Raw genomic sequence first — 17,431 nt, forward strand, 5'->3', positions numbered from 1 at the left:
TATGGTGGAATATAAAATCTTTAAGCTTTTGGATGTATTTAAAGCATTGTTTATTAAAGCAGGTATAGATTATGACATAATGAAAAGAATTATCCAATTAAAAATCATTATGGATGGCAGATCTGTGCCTACAGTATTAAATAATCAAAACTATGATAATAGCAAAGCTAGTGCTTTTAAAAAGTCCTTGATCTCATATGGATTTACTGGAGTAATGATTGGTCTTTTTATGCTAGTTCCACTTCCTATGTTCTATAAAATGAATGTGCAAATCGGGATAATTATTTTTATGATAATGCTAACTATGATATCTGATTTTTCCACAGTTTTACTTGATATAAAAGATAAAAATATATTGGTTCCTAGACCTATAAATGAAAAGACTATATCTGCAGCAAAGATAATTCATATTTTTATATATCTATCTATAATTAATATGTGTATAGCAGGACCATCTCTCATAATTGGAACCTTTAGGTATGGAATAGTGTTTTTTCTGCTATTCTTTCTTCAGTTGTTTTTTATTACCACATTAGTATTGTTTTTTACTTCATTGTTATATTACATAGTTTTGAAGTACTTTGATGGTGAAAAATTAAAGGATATTATTAATTATTTTCAAATAATACTTTCAGTGTTTATGGCTATTAGTTATCAATTTGTTGGAAGGATATTTGAAGTTTCAGACATGAAGTTATTTTATCATGTTAAGCTGTGGCACTACTTTATTCCTTCTATGTGGTTTACAGGAATGTATAGTATGATTTTTGATAAAAACTTTAGCTATTACAATGTTTGTTTTGCACTATTAAGTACTATTGTTCCTGTGGTTGGGATCTTAATTTATTTTAAGGTAGTGGCACCTTATTTTGAAAAAAATCTTCAAAAACTAGGAAATAACAGACTAGAGAAGCAGAAAAAAGACTCATTAAAGGTAATATGTCAAAGGTATATAGCAGAGCTAATCTGCAAGGATAAAACAGAAAAGAACTTATATGTTTTTACAAGGAATATGATTTCAAGTGAAAGAAAACTAAAACTATCCTTATATCCAAATTTGGCTATGGCAATAGCTTTTCCATTAATATTTTTAGTAAATGGAATAAGTATGAAAAAGTCATTTTATGAAAATATAGAAAAAATCATTTCAGGTAAGGGGTACTTTGGAATTTATATTACTGTATTGTCACTTGTTGCGGCTTTTACAGTACTAAGCTGTAGTGAAAAGGCTAATGGTGCATGGGTATATAAAGCTCTTCCTATAGAGAATCCGGGAATTATTTTTAAAGGAGCTGTGAAGGCATACATTATGAAAATTGTGTTTCCAACCTTTGGTATAGTCTCACTTATATTTTTGATTATTTTTAGATTTACTATAGTAAAGGATATGGTAGTTATTCTTTTAAGCCTTTTAGTTATTTTACTTCTTATGTTTAAATTTTTTATGAAACAGCTGCCGTTTTCAAAGGAGTTTGGATACGTTCAGAGTCAAAACTATAAATTAGTAATTTCAAACATAGCTCTAACAGGTGGAGCAGCTTTTTTACATTACTTTTTAAGCAAAATGCCCTATGCAATTTTAGTATATATTGGCGTATTAACTTTAGTTTTGATAATCATATGGAACAGTGCATTTAAATTGAGTTGGGAAGAGTTCTTAAAATAGCAAATTTATTTTAATGAGCTAGGAACTTTATAACAGTGATGGCAAATCTGATATAATATACATGTGGTGCATTAAGTTGAAATTTTTAAAAGTTTTGGGGTGGTGGGTTTTGAGTAAAAGAAGGATACTTTTAGATTTTATTTTAGAACATAAAGTTTCATATATCATAGGCCTTATCTTTATGCTTATAGCCTGCTATGTGCAGACTCTGTTTCCAAAGGTGCTTGGTAGAACCATTGATATTTTAAAGGTTAGTAATTTTGATATTAGCAGAGTTAAGCTTAATATTATATATATTTTGATTATAGCACTAGGGGCTTTTTTAAGCACTTATGCTTGGAGAAATCTTATAATAAGAAATTCAAGAGAGTTTGAATGCGAACTCAGGGACAGGCTTTTTACACATTTTCAAAAGCTGTCACCAGAGTTTTACAATAGAAGGAAAACTGGTGATTTAATTGCTTATGCAATTAATGATATAAGTGCTGTAAGGATGACTCTTGGGCCTGCAACTGCAATGAGTATTAATGGTATAGCCATATGCGCTGCTGCAATTTATTCAATGCTGCAGTCAGTAAACTTACGGCTTACAGTTATTTGCCTTGCGCCTATTCCTATAATTATTGTAGTTATGCTGCAGGTAGGAAAGCTGGTGCAAAAACGATTTAGAAAAGTACAAGAAAGCTTTTCAGCAATTTCTGATAGAGTTCAAGAAAATATCTATGGCATAAGAGTAATTAAAGCCTATGTTCAAGAGGATGAGGAATTAAAGAACTTTGAAAAGTTAAACAATAATATGATGGATGCTAATATGGATATGGTCAGGGTAGCTTCTATGCTGTCTCCAATAATTGAAATTTGCTTCAGTATCAGCTTTGTTGTAAATCTTATTGTTGGTGGAAATATGGTATTAAAAAATACTATATCACTAGGAGATTTTATTGCCTTTAATACATACCTTACTATGATTATGACTCCAATTATTTCAATTGGGCGTATTATAAATATACTTCAAAGAGGAATGGCTTCTTATAAAAGAATCAATGAAATATTCAATACTGAGCCTGATATCACAGATGGTAAAGCCATGATTGACAAGGAAATAAAGGGGTGCATTGAATTTAAAAACCTTAACTTTGCTTATCCTGGATCAGATGAACAAGCTTTAAAGGATATCTGTTTAACAATAAATCAAGGTGAAAATCTTGGTATCATTGGAAGGACAGGAGCGGGAAAGACAACCCTTTCAAGTTTATTGCTGAAGCTTTATAACGTTGAGGACGGAAAGATTTTTGTAGATGGCATAGATATAAATCACTACAGGCTTGATGCTTTAAGAAATGGCTTTGGATATGTGCCTCAGGATAATTTTCTTTTTTCTGCTACTGTAAAGGATAATATAGGTGCTTTTAAAAAAGCTTATTCAATGGAGCAAGTAAAAAAAGCTGCTGAGGCAAGCTGTATATATGAAAACATAATAGATTTACAAGATGGCTTTAATACAATTTTAGGAGAAAGAGGAGTAAATCTTTCGGGCGGTCAAAAGCAGAGGATTGCAATAGCTAGAGCTGTAATTAAGGAACCAGCAGTGCTTATATTGGATGATTCATTATCTGCTGTTGATACAATTACTGAACAAAGGATATTAGAAAATTTCAAAGACATAAGAAAAGATAAAACAGCAATTATAATTGCTCATAAAATCTCTTCAGTTCAGGATTGTGACCAAATAATAGTGTTAGATAAGGGAAGAATTTGTGAGAGTGGAACTCACAATGAGCTGCTTAAAAAAGGGGGGCTGTATTATGACATCTATAGGGAGCAATGGAAAGACAGAAAAAGATGTGAAAATGAAGCTTCATAAATCAAAAAGCTTAGGAAGGCTATTAAAGCTTACAGTACCTTACTTAAACAAAATAATATTGGCAGGAATATGCGTGCTCATGGTTAATGCTGCTCAACTAATAAAGCCGTATATATTAAAGCTTGTAATTGACGACTTTTTAATAAAAAAAATAAGTCCCAGAGGAATGTATTCAATTACTACAATGGGAGTATTGTATTTCTTAGTTGTGCTAGGAAGTGGTTTATTTTCAATTGCTCAAGCTAATTTAATTAACAAGGCTGGGCAACTAATTATGAAGGGGCTTAGAAAAAGAGTTTTTAATATTATCCAATATTTACCTCTTTACTATTTAGATAAAACCTCTTCTGGAAAGCTTATAACTAGGGCAACTAATGATGTGGAAGCCTTAAGTGAGATGTATACAGATGTTTTAATAAACTTATTCAAGGATATATTTTTGCTTATTGGAATAATATATGCAATGCTTGCATTAGATTTAAAATTGGCTCTTATATCCTTTTCAATGGTTCCAGTAATGTTTGCAATAATATTCTTCTTAAAAAAGAAAATAAAAGATAATTTTAAGAAAATGAAGCATTTTATAGGAAGAATAAATGGCTTTATGGCTGAAAATATTTCAGGTATGAGAATTGTACAAATATTTCAGGCAGAAAAGGAAAAGCATGAGGAGTTTAATGAACTAAATAATGAATACTATAAGACTACAGTATTTCAAGTTTGGTTAAATAGTATATTAAGACCAGCAGCAGATGTATTTCAAAGTATCTCAGTGGCAATGATTATTTGGTATGGTATGGGTAAAATAATGAATCAAACCTTAGAAATAGGTGTACTCTATGCCTTTACCACATATATAAAACAATTTTTTAATCCTATCTCTGACCTAGCTGATAATTACACTACAATTCAATCAGCGTTAGTCTCTGCAGATAGAATCTTTGAACTTATAGATCAGGAAGATATTCTAGAAGACTTAGATGCGGGAATAAGCATGGAACATTTTGAAGGTAATATTGAATTCAAAAATGTTTGGTTTTCTTATAATGATGAAGATTGGGTGTTAAAAGATATAAGCTTTAAACTAAGGCGAGGACAAACAGCTGCCTTTGTAGGTGAAACAGGTGCAGGGAAAACAACAATTATTAGCTTAATTAGTGGCTTTTATAAAGTACAGAGAGGAGAAATATTCATCGACAGCATTAATATAGAGGATATTAAACTTAGGGATTTAAGAAAAAATATTGCAGTTGTGCTTCAAGATGTATTTTTGTTTTCAGGAAATATCCAAAATAACATTACGTTAAATGATGAGATATCTAGTGATACTATAGAAGAAGCACTGCAGCTATCCTGTGCAGAGGATTTTGTAAATAATATGCCCCAAGGCTTAAAGGAGCCGGTTATGGAAAGAGGAAGCACTTTTTCAGCAGGACAAAAGCAGCTATTATCTTTTGCTAGAGGCCTTGCTCATACTCCATCAGTATTAGTTCTGGATGAAGCCACAGCTAACATAGATACTAAGACTGAAAAGCTGATTCAAAAGGCTATAGAAAATTCTTCAAAGGATAGAACTACTCTTGTAATAGCACATAGGCTTTCTACCATAAGAAATGCAGATAAAATAATTGTTTTGAGGCATGGAAAAATAGTTGAAATGGGTAATCATGGAGAGCTTATGGAAGCTGGTGGATACTATAAGAGTCTTATAGATAATAGCTCCTCTGATATGTACAAGGCTGGATAGCTAATATGAAGCACACATACTTTCTAACGGTAAGAAGTTTACTTAATGGGCTTTAGAAAAATTTAAACATAAAGATAGAGACTGCTGAGGCCATAAATAGCCGTAAGCAGTCTCTTTATTATTTCAAGGTTTTATATTTTTTAATTACTATCAGTTTTTTATTTAATCCCTCCAAATATGCCACATGGCATTGTTAGTACCGCGAGCAAACACATCTGTTCTATTAGGACCCCAGGAAACAGCTGCTGGATCGGAAGTAATATTACCGTCAAGATTAGTCCAATTACTCCAGCGAGATCCATTCCAGGACATAGTTATTAACTGGTTGTTTTGGTTTCTAGCAAATACTTCAAGTCTGTTATTTTCTCTAGAGGAGACTGCAGGAGCAGAGGTTATTCTTTCACGAAGGTCTTCCCAGCGGCTCCAGCGAGATCCGTCCCACCATAGGTGATATAAGCGGTCGCCGTGTCCTCTAGCAAACACATCAATTCTATTAGCACCCCAGGAAACTGCAGCAGGAGCAGAGGTTAATGTGCCACCAAGGCTTTCCCAGTCGCTCCAACGAGAGCCATCCCACCATTTATGCCAAAGAGCGTTATCAGTTCCTCTTGCAAAAGTATCAAGTCTGTTACGTGCCCAGGAAGAGGCAGCAGGAGAGGAGGTTATATTTCCACCAAGGCTTTCCCAATTGCTCCAACGAGAGCCATCCCAGAAGATATGCCACATAGCATTATCAGTCCCTCTTCCAAACACATCAATTCTATTAGGACCCCATGAAACAGCAGCAGGAGCAGAGGTTAGTGAGCCACCCAGGCTTTCCCAATCACTCCAACGGGAACCATCCCACCATTTATGCCAAAGAGCGTTATCAGTTCCTCTTGCAAAAGTATCAAGTCTGTTACGTGCCCAGGAAGCTGCAGCAGGTGCTGAAGTTATCACTCCGCCAAGGTCCTCCCATCGGCTCCATCTTCCTCCAGGAGTTGGTCCAGGACCAGGTACAGGTGGGGCACTAATGTTTCTTAGAGTAAATTCTATTACATCTCTAAAGGTTCTATCTATTACATTGTTAGGTACTCCTGCTGCACGAAGAGCAACAAATATCCATGCCCTACTTCTTCTAAAGCTATTAAATATAGTATTTGTTTTTTGATTTATGTTCCCACTTGTTGTTCCAGCATTATCAATAGTATAGGCTATTGCATTTCTAAAATAAGTATTGATTAGGGTTCTATTTACTCCGTATCTCTGGAGATTTCTGCTCAGGTCAGGCCTTTGAGCGTTAAGTAATACTAATATTCTATTTACTTCCTGCTGAGGAGCCCTATTATTATCTAAGTAGTCTTCTGAGTTTAATAAGTCATACTCATCGTCGAAAGGTACATCTAAATTATCGTAGTCATCGAAATCATCAAAGCTTCTTGTTTGTTCAGCTGCAAATGGACATATAACTGGCTGTATGCAGTAAGGACAATAAAAATTATTATTGAACATGTAATTCCTCCTGATATTTTTGCTCAGACTATTAGTCTTATCAATTTCATTTTATGATTATAAAGACAGAGTGTTACAAAATAAGAAAAGTATTAATATGACTTTACAAAAATATTATCAAAATACTTTTTAAAATACTTTTTAAAACATATTGAAAAGGTTTACAAGGTGGAGTATTATTAAAGTATAGTTTATGGAAGTAATTTCAAGAAAGGAATGGGGGAATAAAAATGAAGGAATACTTTGTAAATGTACCTGTAATAAAATACGAGGGGAAGGATTCTAAAAATCCTTTTGCTTTTAAGTATTACAATCCAGATGAGCTTGTAGGCGGAAAGACAATGAAGGAGCACTTAAGATTTACAATGTCTTACTGGCATACATTAACTGCTAACGGAACAGATCCCTTTGGAGTTGGAACCTATGAAAAACCTTGGGATGGAGAAACTGACCCTATAAAACTTGCTAGGATGAGACTAGAAGGTGCCTTTGAATTTATGAATAAGCTTGGAATAGACTATTTTGCGTTCCATGATAGAGATATTGCTCCTGAAGGAAAAGACTTAGCTGAAACAAATGCAATACTTGATGAAATAGTAGCTTATGCTAAAGAGTTAATGGCAAAACATAATAAAAAGCTCTTGTGGGGAACTGCAAATATGTTCTCAAATCCTAGATTTGTACATGGTGCAGCAACAACTTGCAATGCTGATGTTTATGCATATGCTGCAGCTCAAGTTAAAAAAGCTCTTGAAATAACAAATGAATTAGGTGGAGAAAATTACGTGTTTTGGGGTGGAAGAGAAGGATATGAGACTCTTTTAAATACTAATTTAAAGTTAGAACAGGATAATCTAGCTAGATTATTTCATATGGCAGTAGATTATGCTAAGAAAATTGGATTCACAGGACAATTTCTAATAGAGCCTAAACCAAAGGAGCCAACAAAGCATCAATATGATTTTGATGTAGCTGCTGTATTAGCCTTCTTAAGAAAATATAATTTAGATAATTATTTTAAAGTTAATATAGAAGCTAACCATGCAACCCTTGCAGGGCATACCTTCCAGCATGAGGTGGCAATGGCTAGAATAAATGGAGCGTTAGGAAGTCTTGATATAAATCAAGGAGATCCAAATTTAGGTTGGGATACAGACCAGTTTCCAACAAATATCTATGATGCTGCTCTTATTATGTATGAAGTTCTTAAAAATGGAGGAATTGCTCCTGGAGGACTTAACTTTGATGCGAAGGTAAGAAGAGCTTCCTTTGAAGCAGAAGATTTATTCTTAGGCTATATAGCAGGTATGGATACACTTGCTAAGGGCTTAAAGGTTGCATATAAGATGTTTGAAGAAGGCGAATTTGAAAAAGTTGTAGAAGATAGATACAGAAGCTTCTCTGAGGGTATTGGTAAGGATATAATTGAAGGCAAAGTAGATTTTGAAGCTTTAGAAAGGTATGCCTTAAACAATAGTACTATTAAAAATAAGTCAGGAAGACAAGAACTTTTAGAAGCAAAATTAAATCAATATATATTCAACGAATAATAGTGTAAAATAATGTAGAGACCCGTAGATAATTTTAGTTTAAATATTGAATCTGCAGCAAAGGTCTCTACATTATATTTATAAGTGGTGATAAAATGATAGCTTTAGATCATAGCGATATAAAAACAAATAATAAAAAGAGAATAATAAGCCTTTTAATTAAAGAAAGGGAACTCACAAAATTAGATATATCAAGAAAGCTTGACATAAGTGTACCTACTGCTACAACTATTGTTGGAGAACTCAGTGAAGAAGGTTTAGTTGAAGAAGCTGGTATGGCTAGTTCTACAGGAGGAAGAAAGCCCGTCATAATAAGGTTTTTACCTAATTCAAGGTACACTATAGGAGTTGACTTAGGAAAGGACTATATTAGGGCTGTTTTAACTAACCTTGACAGCAAAATAATAGAAGATAGAAGAAGAGAACTTAAAACCATTGATAAAGATGAAGTACTGAAAGTTACCAAGGAATTAATAGAAGAAGTAATTAATTTAGATATAAATAAAAATAGTAAGCTTTTGGGAATAGGCTTATCACTGCCTGGTATTGTGAATCAGGAAGAATTGAAGCTAGAAGTTGCAACTAACTTTAGACTAAAAAACATTTCTTTTAAGGAGCTTCAGACTTATTTTAATCTTCCGATTTACCTGGAAAATGAAGCAAATGCAGGAGCTTTAGCTGAATCTAAATTAGGCATAGCTAAGAATTTAAATAACCTCATTTATGTTTCTATTACGGAAGGCATAGGTGGAGGGATTTTTATTAATAATGACATGTACAGGGGCAGAGACAGAAGAGCTGGAGAAATAGGGCACATGTGTATTGCCAAAGGAGGAAGGCAGTGTAATTGTGGCAGAAAAGGCTGCTTTGAAACTTATGCCTCAAATCGTGCTCTAATTAATAGTTATATTGAAAAGACTAATGTAAAGGTAAAAACTATTGATGAGGTAATAAATAGGTACAAGTTAGGTGAAGAAGACGCAGTAAAGGTAGTAGAGGAATATATAGATAATTTGTCTGAGGGTATAGAAAGCTTAGTTTTCATTTTTAACCCCGACTATATTGTTATCGGTGGAGAAATTAGCAAGTACTCAGAAGTATTAAGTCAAAAGCTTTCAGATAAAATATTCAGCAATAATGAATTTTACAGGGAAGGGGATGTGAGTATATTGTTTTCATCCTTAGGAGATGATTCTAATATTTTAGGTGCATCCCTAATACCAGTTTTTAATAGCTTTGGGCTAGATATAAGATAGTTATGCACAAATATTAATCACAAATTAATTAATATTGTCCTAAAAAATGTGGATAAGTTTTTTATAAATAAGGAGTGTTCATTATGAATTTTTTAGGTGTAGATTTAGGAACATCCTCAGTAAAAGTAATAATAATGAATGAGGAGGGACAAGTAATATGTTCTGTTTCTAAAGATTATGATGTGAGCTATCCAAAGGTAGGCTGGGCAGAGCAAAATCCAGAGGATTGGTGGACTGCAACCAGAGATGGTATAAGAGAAATAGTTAATAATTCAAAGGTAGAAACAGTAAGCATTAAAGGTATAGGTTTCAGTGGGCAGATGCACGGACTTGTGCTTCTTGATAAAGAAGGTGAAGTTTTAAGACCAGCTATACTGTGGTGTGATCAGAGAACGCAGGAAGAATGCGATTATTTAAATAAAGAAATCGGTCAGGAAAAAATATCATTTTATACTGGAAATATGGCATTAACAGGTTTTACTGCACCTAAGCTTTTATGGGTAAAAAAGCATGAAGAAGAAATATTCCATAAAATAGCTCATGTGCTTTTACCAAAGGATTATATAAGGTATAAGCTAACAGGGGAATTTGCTACAGATATATCAGATGCATCAGGTATGCTTATGCTGGATGTAAAGAACAGAAAATGGTCAAAGGAAATGCTTGAATTACTTCAAATTGAAGAAGAGGTACTTCCTAAAGTTTTTGAATCTTGGGAAGTAACAGGAAAGCTTACAAGGGATGCAGCAAAAAACACAGGCCTTTCTGAAGATACTGTTGTGGTAGGCGGAGCAGGAGATCAGGCTGCAGGCGCTGTTGGCTGTGGTGTAGTTAAGAGCGGTATATTATCTGCATCCCTTGGAACTTCAGGAGTTATTTTTGCCAGCAGTGACAAATATGAAGTAGACAAAGAAAATAGATTGCACTCCTTTTGTCATTCTAATGGAAAGTGGCATCAAATGGGTGTTATGCTTTCTGCTGCTTCCTGCCTAAAGTGGTGGATTGAAGATATAAACAAGAATACTGAAGAAATGGCCTTTGAAAAACTTTTGGAGGAAGCTTCACTTTCTCCTGCAGGCAGCAGAGGAGTTATTTTTCTTCCCTACCTAATGGGAGAGAGGACACCCTACAGTGACCCAAATGCAAAAGGGGTTTTCTTTGGACTTAATATAACAAATAAAAGAGAAGATATGACAAGAGCAGTACTTGAAGGAGTATGCTTTGGACTTAGAGATTCTCTTGAAATATTGAAAGATTTAAAGGTGCCCATAGAAGCAGTAAGAGTTAGCGGTGGAGGTTCAAAGAGCCTTCTTTGGAGACAAATTTTAGCAGATATATTGGGCGTTAAGGTTCAGGTTATAAACTCAAAGGAAGGCCCAGCTTATGGAGCGGCTATTTTGGCTGCTGTTGGCTGTGGCAGGTACATAACTGTTGACGAAGCCTGTGAAAAGCTTATAAAGGTTAATGAGTCAGTTGAGCCAATAGCTGAGAATGTTGAAAAATATAATGGCTACTACAAGATTTATAACAGCTTATATAGAGCATTAAAAGATAGTTTTAAGGAAATAAGTGAACTGCAATAATAAAACCTAGGGTGTAATAATGCACCCTAGGTTTTATTCTGCTAAAAACTAAAGAAAATTTACAAGGGCAAGGAATAGATAAACAGGTTAAAAAGGAACCTTGAACTCGGTTTAATATATTCTTGCAACAACTGCATCTCCAACCTGACTAGTTGTAGCAGTTCCTCCCATGTCTGGAGTAAGAACATTACCATCAACCAGTACCTCCTGAATGATGTCCAATAATCGTTTACCCCAATCTTCGTATCCAAAGAAATCTAACATTTGACTAACTGACCATATAGCTGCTAGTGGGTTTGCTATGTGTTGTCCAGCAATATCCGGTGCTGAACCATGAATTGGCTCAAACATAGAAGGAAATTTACGTTCAGGATTTAGGTTTGCACCAGCAGCTAAGCCCATTCCACCAGCAATTGCGGCCCCTAAGTCTGTTAATATATCTCCAAAAAGATTAGAGGTGACCACTACTTCAAATCTCTCAGGATGCTTAACCATAAGCATGCTAGCTGCATCAACTAGATAACTGGCAGTTTTAATATCTGGATATTCCTTACTAATCTCGTTAAAAATCTGATCCCAAAATACCATGGAATAATTAAGTGCATTTCCCTTGCTGATGCTAGTAAGAGACTTACCTTTACTGCGAGCTAGCTGGAAAGCATAACGGATTATTCTCTCACAGCCATGACGAGAGAAAACACCATTTTGAATTACAACCTCATAGGGGGAGTTTTTGTAATGCCAGCTGCCACTGCCAGCATACTCTCCTTCACTGTTTTCACGAACAAATATCATATCCACATCTTCACATTTTACATCCTTTAATGGGCATGGTGCGCCTTTAAGCAATTTTACTGGACGTAGGTTCACATATTGATCAAAGCTTTTTCGGATAGTCAGTAAAAGCTCCCAAAGAGAAATATGATCTGGAACACCAGGAAAACCAACAGCCCCTAGGAAAATAGCGTCAAACTTACTTAATTGCTCAATACCATCCTTACTCATCATTCGTCCATTTTTTAGATAGTACTCACACCCCCAAGGAAATGTGACATATTCAAATTTAAAGCTTCCATCTAGCTCTGATATCTTATCCAAAACCTTGATTCCCTCAGCAATAACTTCTGGGCCAATGCCATCACCTGGAATGACTGCTATTCTATGAACGTACATTAATAAAACCCCTTCCTATGATTAGAGTTAGATAAAAAATATTCCACTATTTTCTTTTATCCTACTCCAATATAATATATAAGTAAAACATATTTAATCCAATAAATTTTTGCTACGTTAATATAAAATTCCTTTTATCTCATGTTTATTTAATGCAGAAAAATATGATATACTATTGTGTACTGGAAATAATACTAGGTGGAAAATTATGAGCATAATTTCATGTAATGGTTCTTTTTGTGATATAGCTTTGTAGAATTATGATTCGTAATAGTTATGTTAATTTACATAATTTTGATTTAAAGTTTGTGAGATTTTTAAGTTATTGGGAGAAGGTTAAAGAGTGCCATGAAAAGAATAAATGAAATTTTTAGTGATTATGATACTGGTGGAAACATAAATACTGCCTTTGTAGAATCGGTAGTATTGAGTAAAAAAACTAAATCCTTAGAAATGCAAATCAGCTCAGACAAATACATAGATGTAAGGGAATTTGAGGGCTTTAATAAGTTCATAAGAAAAAGATTTGCCTTAGAAGATTCAAAGATTGCAGTAAAGTACGCTGAGGGAACGCATAAAAAGCCTATTGAAGAAGAACTGAAAAGTATTATATTTTCAGTTGCGGAAAAATACCCTGCATTAAAGGCAGTGCTAGGCAATAGTGAGTATGAAGTTGCTAAAAATACAATCAATTTTAATTTTAAATTCGCAGTATCAGACTTTTTAAAGACCATGGATTATGACAGAAAAATCCATGATGTAATAAAAAGCTTATATGGTTCAACTTATAAAATCAATTTTGTTGATAAAGTGAGCAGTGAAGAATTAGCAAGAATGCAAGAGGATTCACTTTCAAAGGAAATGCAGCTCATTCAAAAAGAAATTAAGAATATAGCAAACAATAGTGCACCTAAACCGCCTAAGGAAGCTTTTGAGAAAAAACAGGAAGTGCAAGGAGAAGGCGATGGGAAAAAAGGTGATCCATTCTTAATATTAGGAAGAAGCACTAAAATTAAGGAACCAATAATAAAGATTGTAGATATTACACCGGATGAGGGAAGGATAGCTATAGAGGGTGAAATATCAAATATAGAATCAAAGGAATTAAAGAGTGGAAAAACCTTGGTATCCTTTGATTTATATGATGGCTCAAGCTCTATGACCTGTAAATCTTTCTTGAAGCCAGGTGAAGAGGAAGAGGTATTACCTAAGCTTAAAAAGGCCAAAGGGGTTAAGCTTGTTGGAAATTCAGGTTACAGCAAGTTCTCCGATGAAATTGAGCTTATTGCTAATACTATTGTAGAAACAGGAGGCAGAAAGAAGTCCAAGAGACAAGATAATTCAGAAGTTAAGAGGGTAGAACTGCACATGCATACCCAGATGAGTCAAATGGATGCTATGACAAATGCCACTGACTTGATTAAAAGGGCCATGAGTTGGGGAATGAAAGCTATAGCTATAACGGACCATGGAGTGGTTCAGTCTTTTCCAGAAGCACATAAGTTACTGGGTAGAGATAATCCAGATATGAAGATTCTCTATGGAGTGGAGGCTTATTTAGCACCAGATAAAAAGCCTTCAGTAACAAATTCAAAGGGCCAGAGCATAGATACTACTTATTGCATTCTGGATTTGGAGACCACAGGATTTTCACCAAAAACGGAAAAAATCACTGAAATAGGAATCATGAAGCTTAAGGATGGAAAGGTAATAGATGAATTCAGCTGCTTTGTAAATCCTGAGAAGCCTATTCCAGCAAGAGTTGTAGAGGTTACTAATATAACTGATGACATGGTAAAGGATGCAGAAACCATAGAAAAGGTATTTCCTAAAATGCTAGAGTTTATCAAAGACAGTGTTTTGGTTGCCCATAATGCAGGCTTTGATATTGGCTTCTTAAAGCATAATGCCAAGGTATTAGGTTATGATTTTGATTATACATATGTGGATACATTATCCTTAGCTCAGGCTATATTTCCTGAATATAAATCTTATAAATTAGGAAGAATTGCTAAAAACCTTGGTATAAAGGTTGAGGTTGCTCATAGAGCCTTAGACGATGTTGATACAACAGTTAAGGTATTCAAAGTTATGCTTGAAAAGTTAAAGGAAAGAGGAGCAGAAGCTATAGATGATATGGATTCCTTAGGAAGTGATGAGGCGGCTAAAAAGCAAGAGTATAAGAAGCTTAAAACCTACCATGCAATTATATTTGCAAAGGATTATGTAGGTCTGAAAAACTTATATAAGCTGGTATCTTATTCTCATTTAGATTACTTTTACAAGAAGCCCCGTATATTAAAGAGTATGTATAAAAAATATTCCGAAGGCTTGATACTTGGAAGTGCCTGCAGCGAAGGAGAGCTGTACCAGTCAATACTTTTAGGAAAATCTGATGAGGAAATTGAAGCTATTGCAGAGGATTATGACTATTTGGAAATTCAGCCTCTAGGAAACAATGATTACCTAGTAAGAAATGATCAGGTAGAGAGTCGAGAGCAATTAAAGGAAATCAATAGAAAAATTGTTGCCTTGGGAGAAAAATTAAATAAGCTTGTAGTGGCTACAGGAGACGTGCATTTCATGGATCCTGAGGACGAAATATATAGGCGTATCCTAGAAGCAGGACAGGGTTTTAAGGATGCTGATAATCAGGCGCCATTGTATCTAAGAACAACTGAGGAGATGCTTGAAGAGTTTTCTTATTTGGGATATGAAAAGGCCTATGAGGTGGTAGTAACAAACACTAACAAGATAGCAGATATGTGCCAGCAGATAAGCCCTATTTCAAAGGATAAAGCTACACCGCACATAGATGGCTGTGAGCAGACTATAAGGGATATTACTTTTGGAAAGGCTCATGAACTCTATGGAGATCCACTTCCTCAGATTGTTCAGGAAAGATTGGATAAGGAGCTGGATTCCATTATTAAAAATGGCTTCTCCGTAATGTACATTATTGCACAAAAGCTGGTATGGAAATCCAATGAGGATGGATACCTAGTAGGTTCTAGAGGATCTGTTGGATCATCTGTGGTTGCATACATGACTGGGATAACAGAAGTAAATGGTTTGCCGCCACATTACAGGTGCCCAAAGTGCAAGCATTCTGACTTTACGGATTATGGCGTAAATAACGGCTTTGACTTGCCGGATAAGGTGTGCCCAGTTTGTGGAGAAAATTTAGCTAAGGATGGTATAGACATACCTTTTGAAACCTTCTTGGGCTTCAATGGTGATAAGGAGCCGGATATCGACTTAAACTTCTCGGGAGAATACCAAGCAAAGGCACATAGATATACCGAAGTTATCTTTGGTAAAGGCACAACCTTTAAGGCAGGAACCATAGGAACCATAGCAGAAAAAACAGCATTTGGATACGTGAAAAAGTATTATGATGAAAAGAATGTTCATGTAAATAAGGCAGAGATTGCTAGAATTTCGGTAGGGTGTACTGGTATTAAGAGAACTACAGGACAGCACCCTGGTGGAATTATAGTTGTACCCAAAGGACGAGAAATATTTGAATTCTGCCCAGTACAGCATCCTGCTGATGATCCTGATTCAGATATAATAACAACACATTTTGATTATCACTCCATCGATCAAAACTTATTGAAGCTGGATATACTTGGACACGACGATCCTACAGTTATAAGGATGCTGCAGGATATAACAGGAGTAGATCCACAAAAAATACCTATGGATGACAAGGATACTATGTCGCTATTCTCATCCACCAGGGCTTTAGGGGTAACACCAGAACAGATAAATTCCAAGGTAGGAACCTTTGGTGTTCCTGAATTTGGTACTAAGTTTGTAAGAGGAATGCTTTTAGATACTATGCCAAAAACTTTTTCAGATTTAATATGTATATCAGGACTTTCCCATGGTACCGATGTGTGGCTGGGAAATGCCAAGGATTTGATTGATCAAGGTGTTATTTCCAGCATAAGTGATGCAGTATGTACAAGAGATGATATTATGGTTTATCTTATCAAAAAAGGATTGCCTCCAAACTCTGCTTTTAAGATAATGGAGACGGTTCGTAAAGGAAAGGCATTAAAGGAACCTAAGTTCCCAGAATATGAAGCTATGATGAGGGAGCATGATGTACCGGAATGGTACATAGCATCCTGTAAAAAGATAAAGTACATGTTTCCTAAGGCGCATGCTGCAGCTTACGTAATGATGGCCTTTAGAATAGCTTGGTTTAAGGTTCATATTCCTAAGGCCTACTATGCAGCCTACTTTTCCATAAGAGCAAAGGCCTTTGATGCAGAATTTATGATTTATGGAAAAGAAAAGGTTAAAGAGAAGATGAAGGAAATTGAAATGATGGGTATGCAGGCCCCACCTAAGGATAAGGATATGTACGATGACTTAGAAATAGTTTTAGAAATGTATGAGAGGGGTATCAAGTTTCTTCCAATAGATTTATACAAATCTCATGCTACAAAGTTCCAGCAAGAGGAAGATGGCTTAAGACCGCCACTTAACAGTATAGCAGGAATGGGAAATGTGGCAGCAGAAAGCATATATAATGCTGTACAGGAAGCTATTCGAATAGAAAAACCTATAAGCTCTATTGAAGACTTAAGAAAGCGTGCTAAGATAGGAAATTCTGCAATAGATTCACTTAAAAAGTTTGGATGTTTTAAAGGACTTCCTGAAAGCGATCAAATATCCTTCTTTGATATGCTGGGGTAAGGAAATTACTTAGTGAAAAAGTTTAGTAAGACTAAATCAAGGAGATTCAAAGTGCTTGATTATAGCATATGCATAACTAGTTAATATTAAAAAAGTATATTGAATAATAAATGGCGCCATGTATTAGTTAAGGCAACTATTGCATGACGCCATCTTTTTTATGAGGCTACTTCCAGTAAAATAAATAGGATTCTTTTGAAGTCCAGAGCTGGTTAATTTGTGATTAGAGTTATATTTTGTGGATAATTAAGGAAATTTTGTGCATAAAAATTTAGTACAATACACTATTTTTTATAAACATATTTTTCCTTTTCAAAGGTTTACAATAAAAAAAGAAAATGGTAAAATGAAATAAAACATAACAGTGCTGCATAATATTGTAATATACAAA

At 34.7% G+C, this 17,431-nt stretch carries 9 protein-coding genes; 7 read left to right on the forward strand and 2 right to left on the reverse strand.

All coding sequences use genetic code 11. The features are described from left to right. Window position 1: 1 nt before the first annotated feature. The 3 genes from bsdE14_RS15315 to bsdE14_RS15325 all read left to right on the forward strand — a co-directional run bounded on the left by bsdE14_RS15315 (window position 2) and on the right by bsdE14_RS15325 (window position 5,277). Window positions 2-1,666 (forward strand): ABC transporter permease, encoded by a 1,665-nt coding sequence (locus tag bsdE14_RS15315; RefSeq protein ID WP_264850864.1) that lies wholly within the window; start codon window positions 2-4, stop codon window positions 1,664-1,666. Window positions 1,667-1,775: 109 nt separating this feature from the next. Next, entirely contained in the window at window positions 1,776-3,530 is a 1,755-nt protein-coding gene (locus bsdE14_RS15320) for an ABC transporter ATP-binding protein (RefSeq protein WP_264850866.1), read from the forward strand. Continuing rightward, window positions 3,472-5,277: an ABC transporter ATP-binding protein gene (locus bsdE14_RS15325; protein ID WP_264850868.1), complete on the forward strand. Its 1,806-nt coding sequence runs from the start codon at window positions 3,472-3,474 to the stop codon at window positions 5,275-5,277. The genes bsdE14_RS15320 and bsdE14_RS15325 overlap by 59 nt, the downstream gene beginning before the upstream one ends. Before the next feature lie 162 nt (window positions 5,278-5,439). On the opposite strand, the gene bsdE14_RS15330 is transcribed toward bsdE14_RS15325, so the two are convergent. After that, a complete protein-coding gene (locus bsdE14_RS15330; protein WP_264850869.1) occupies window positions 5,440-6,768 on the reverse strand; it encodes a PLL family lectin in 1,329 nt (442 codons plus the stop codon). Window positions 6,769-6,998: 230 nt separating this feature from the next. On the opposite strand from bsdE14_RS15330, the gene xylA reads away from it, so the two are divergent. From xylA to xylB, 3 genes are all read left to right on the forward strand, one after another. Beyond that, window positions 6,999-8,318, forward strand: coding sequence for a xylose isomerase (gene xylA, locus bsdE14_RS15335; RefSeq protein WP_264850871.1), 1,320 nt, complete (start codon window positions 6,999-7,001; stop codon window positions 8,316-8,318). Between the two features lie 95 nt (window positions 8,319-8,413). Further along, window positions 8,414-9,574: an ROK family transcriptional regulator gene (locus tag bsdE14_RS15340; RefSeq protein WP_264850872.1), complete on the forward strand. Its 1,161-nt coding sequence runs from the start codon at window positions 8,414-8,416 to the stop codon at window positions 9,572-9,574. An 83-nt stretch (window positions 9,575-9,657) separates the two neighbouring features. Further along, a complete protein-coding gene (xylB, locus tag bsdE14_RS15345; protein ID WP_264850874.1) occupies window positions 9,658-11,157 on the forward strand; it encodes a xylulokinase in 1,500 nt (499 codons plus the stop codon). Window positions 11,158-11,268: 111 nt separating this feature from the next. Here xylB and bsdE14_RS15350 read toward each other — a convergent pair whose 3' ends face one another. Then, window positions 11,269-12,330 carry a tartrate dehydrogenase gene (locus bsdE14_RS15350; protein WP_264850876.1) on the reverse strand — a complete coding sequence of 354 codons (1,062 nt, stop codon included), beginning with the start codon at window positions 12,328-12,330 and terminating at the stop codon, window positions 11,269-11,271. A gap of 348 nt (window positions 12,331-12,678) precedes the next feature. Between bsdE14_RS15350 and polC the strand changes: the two genes are divergently transcribed. After that, window positions 12,679-17,040, forward strand: coding sequence for a DNA polymerase III subunit alpha (gene polC / locus bsdE14_RS15355; RefSeq protein ID WP_264850877.1), 4,362 nt, complete (start codon window positions 12,679-12,681; stop codon window positions 17,038-17,040). Window positions 17,041-17,431: the final 391 nt, after the last annotated feature.

It is taken from the genome of Clostridium omnivorum, from assembly GCF_026012015.1.
GTDB lineage: Bacteria > Bacillota > Clostridia > Clostridiales > Clostridiaceae > Clostridium_AX > Clostridium_AX omnivorum.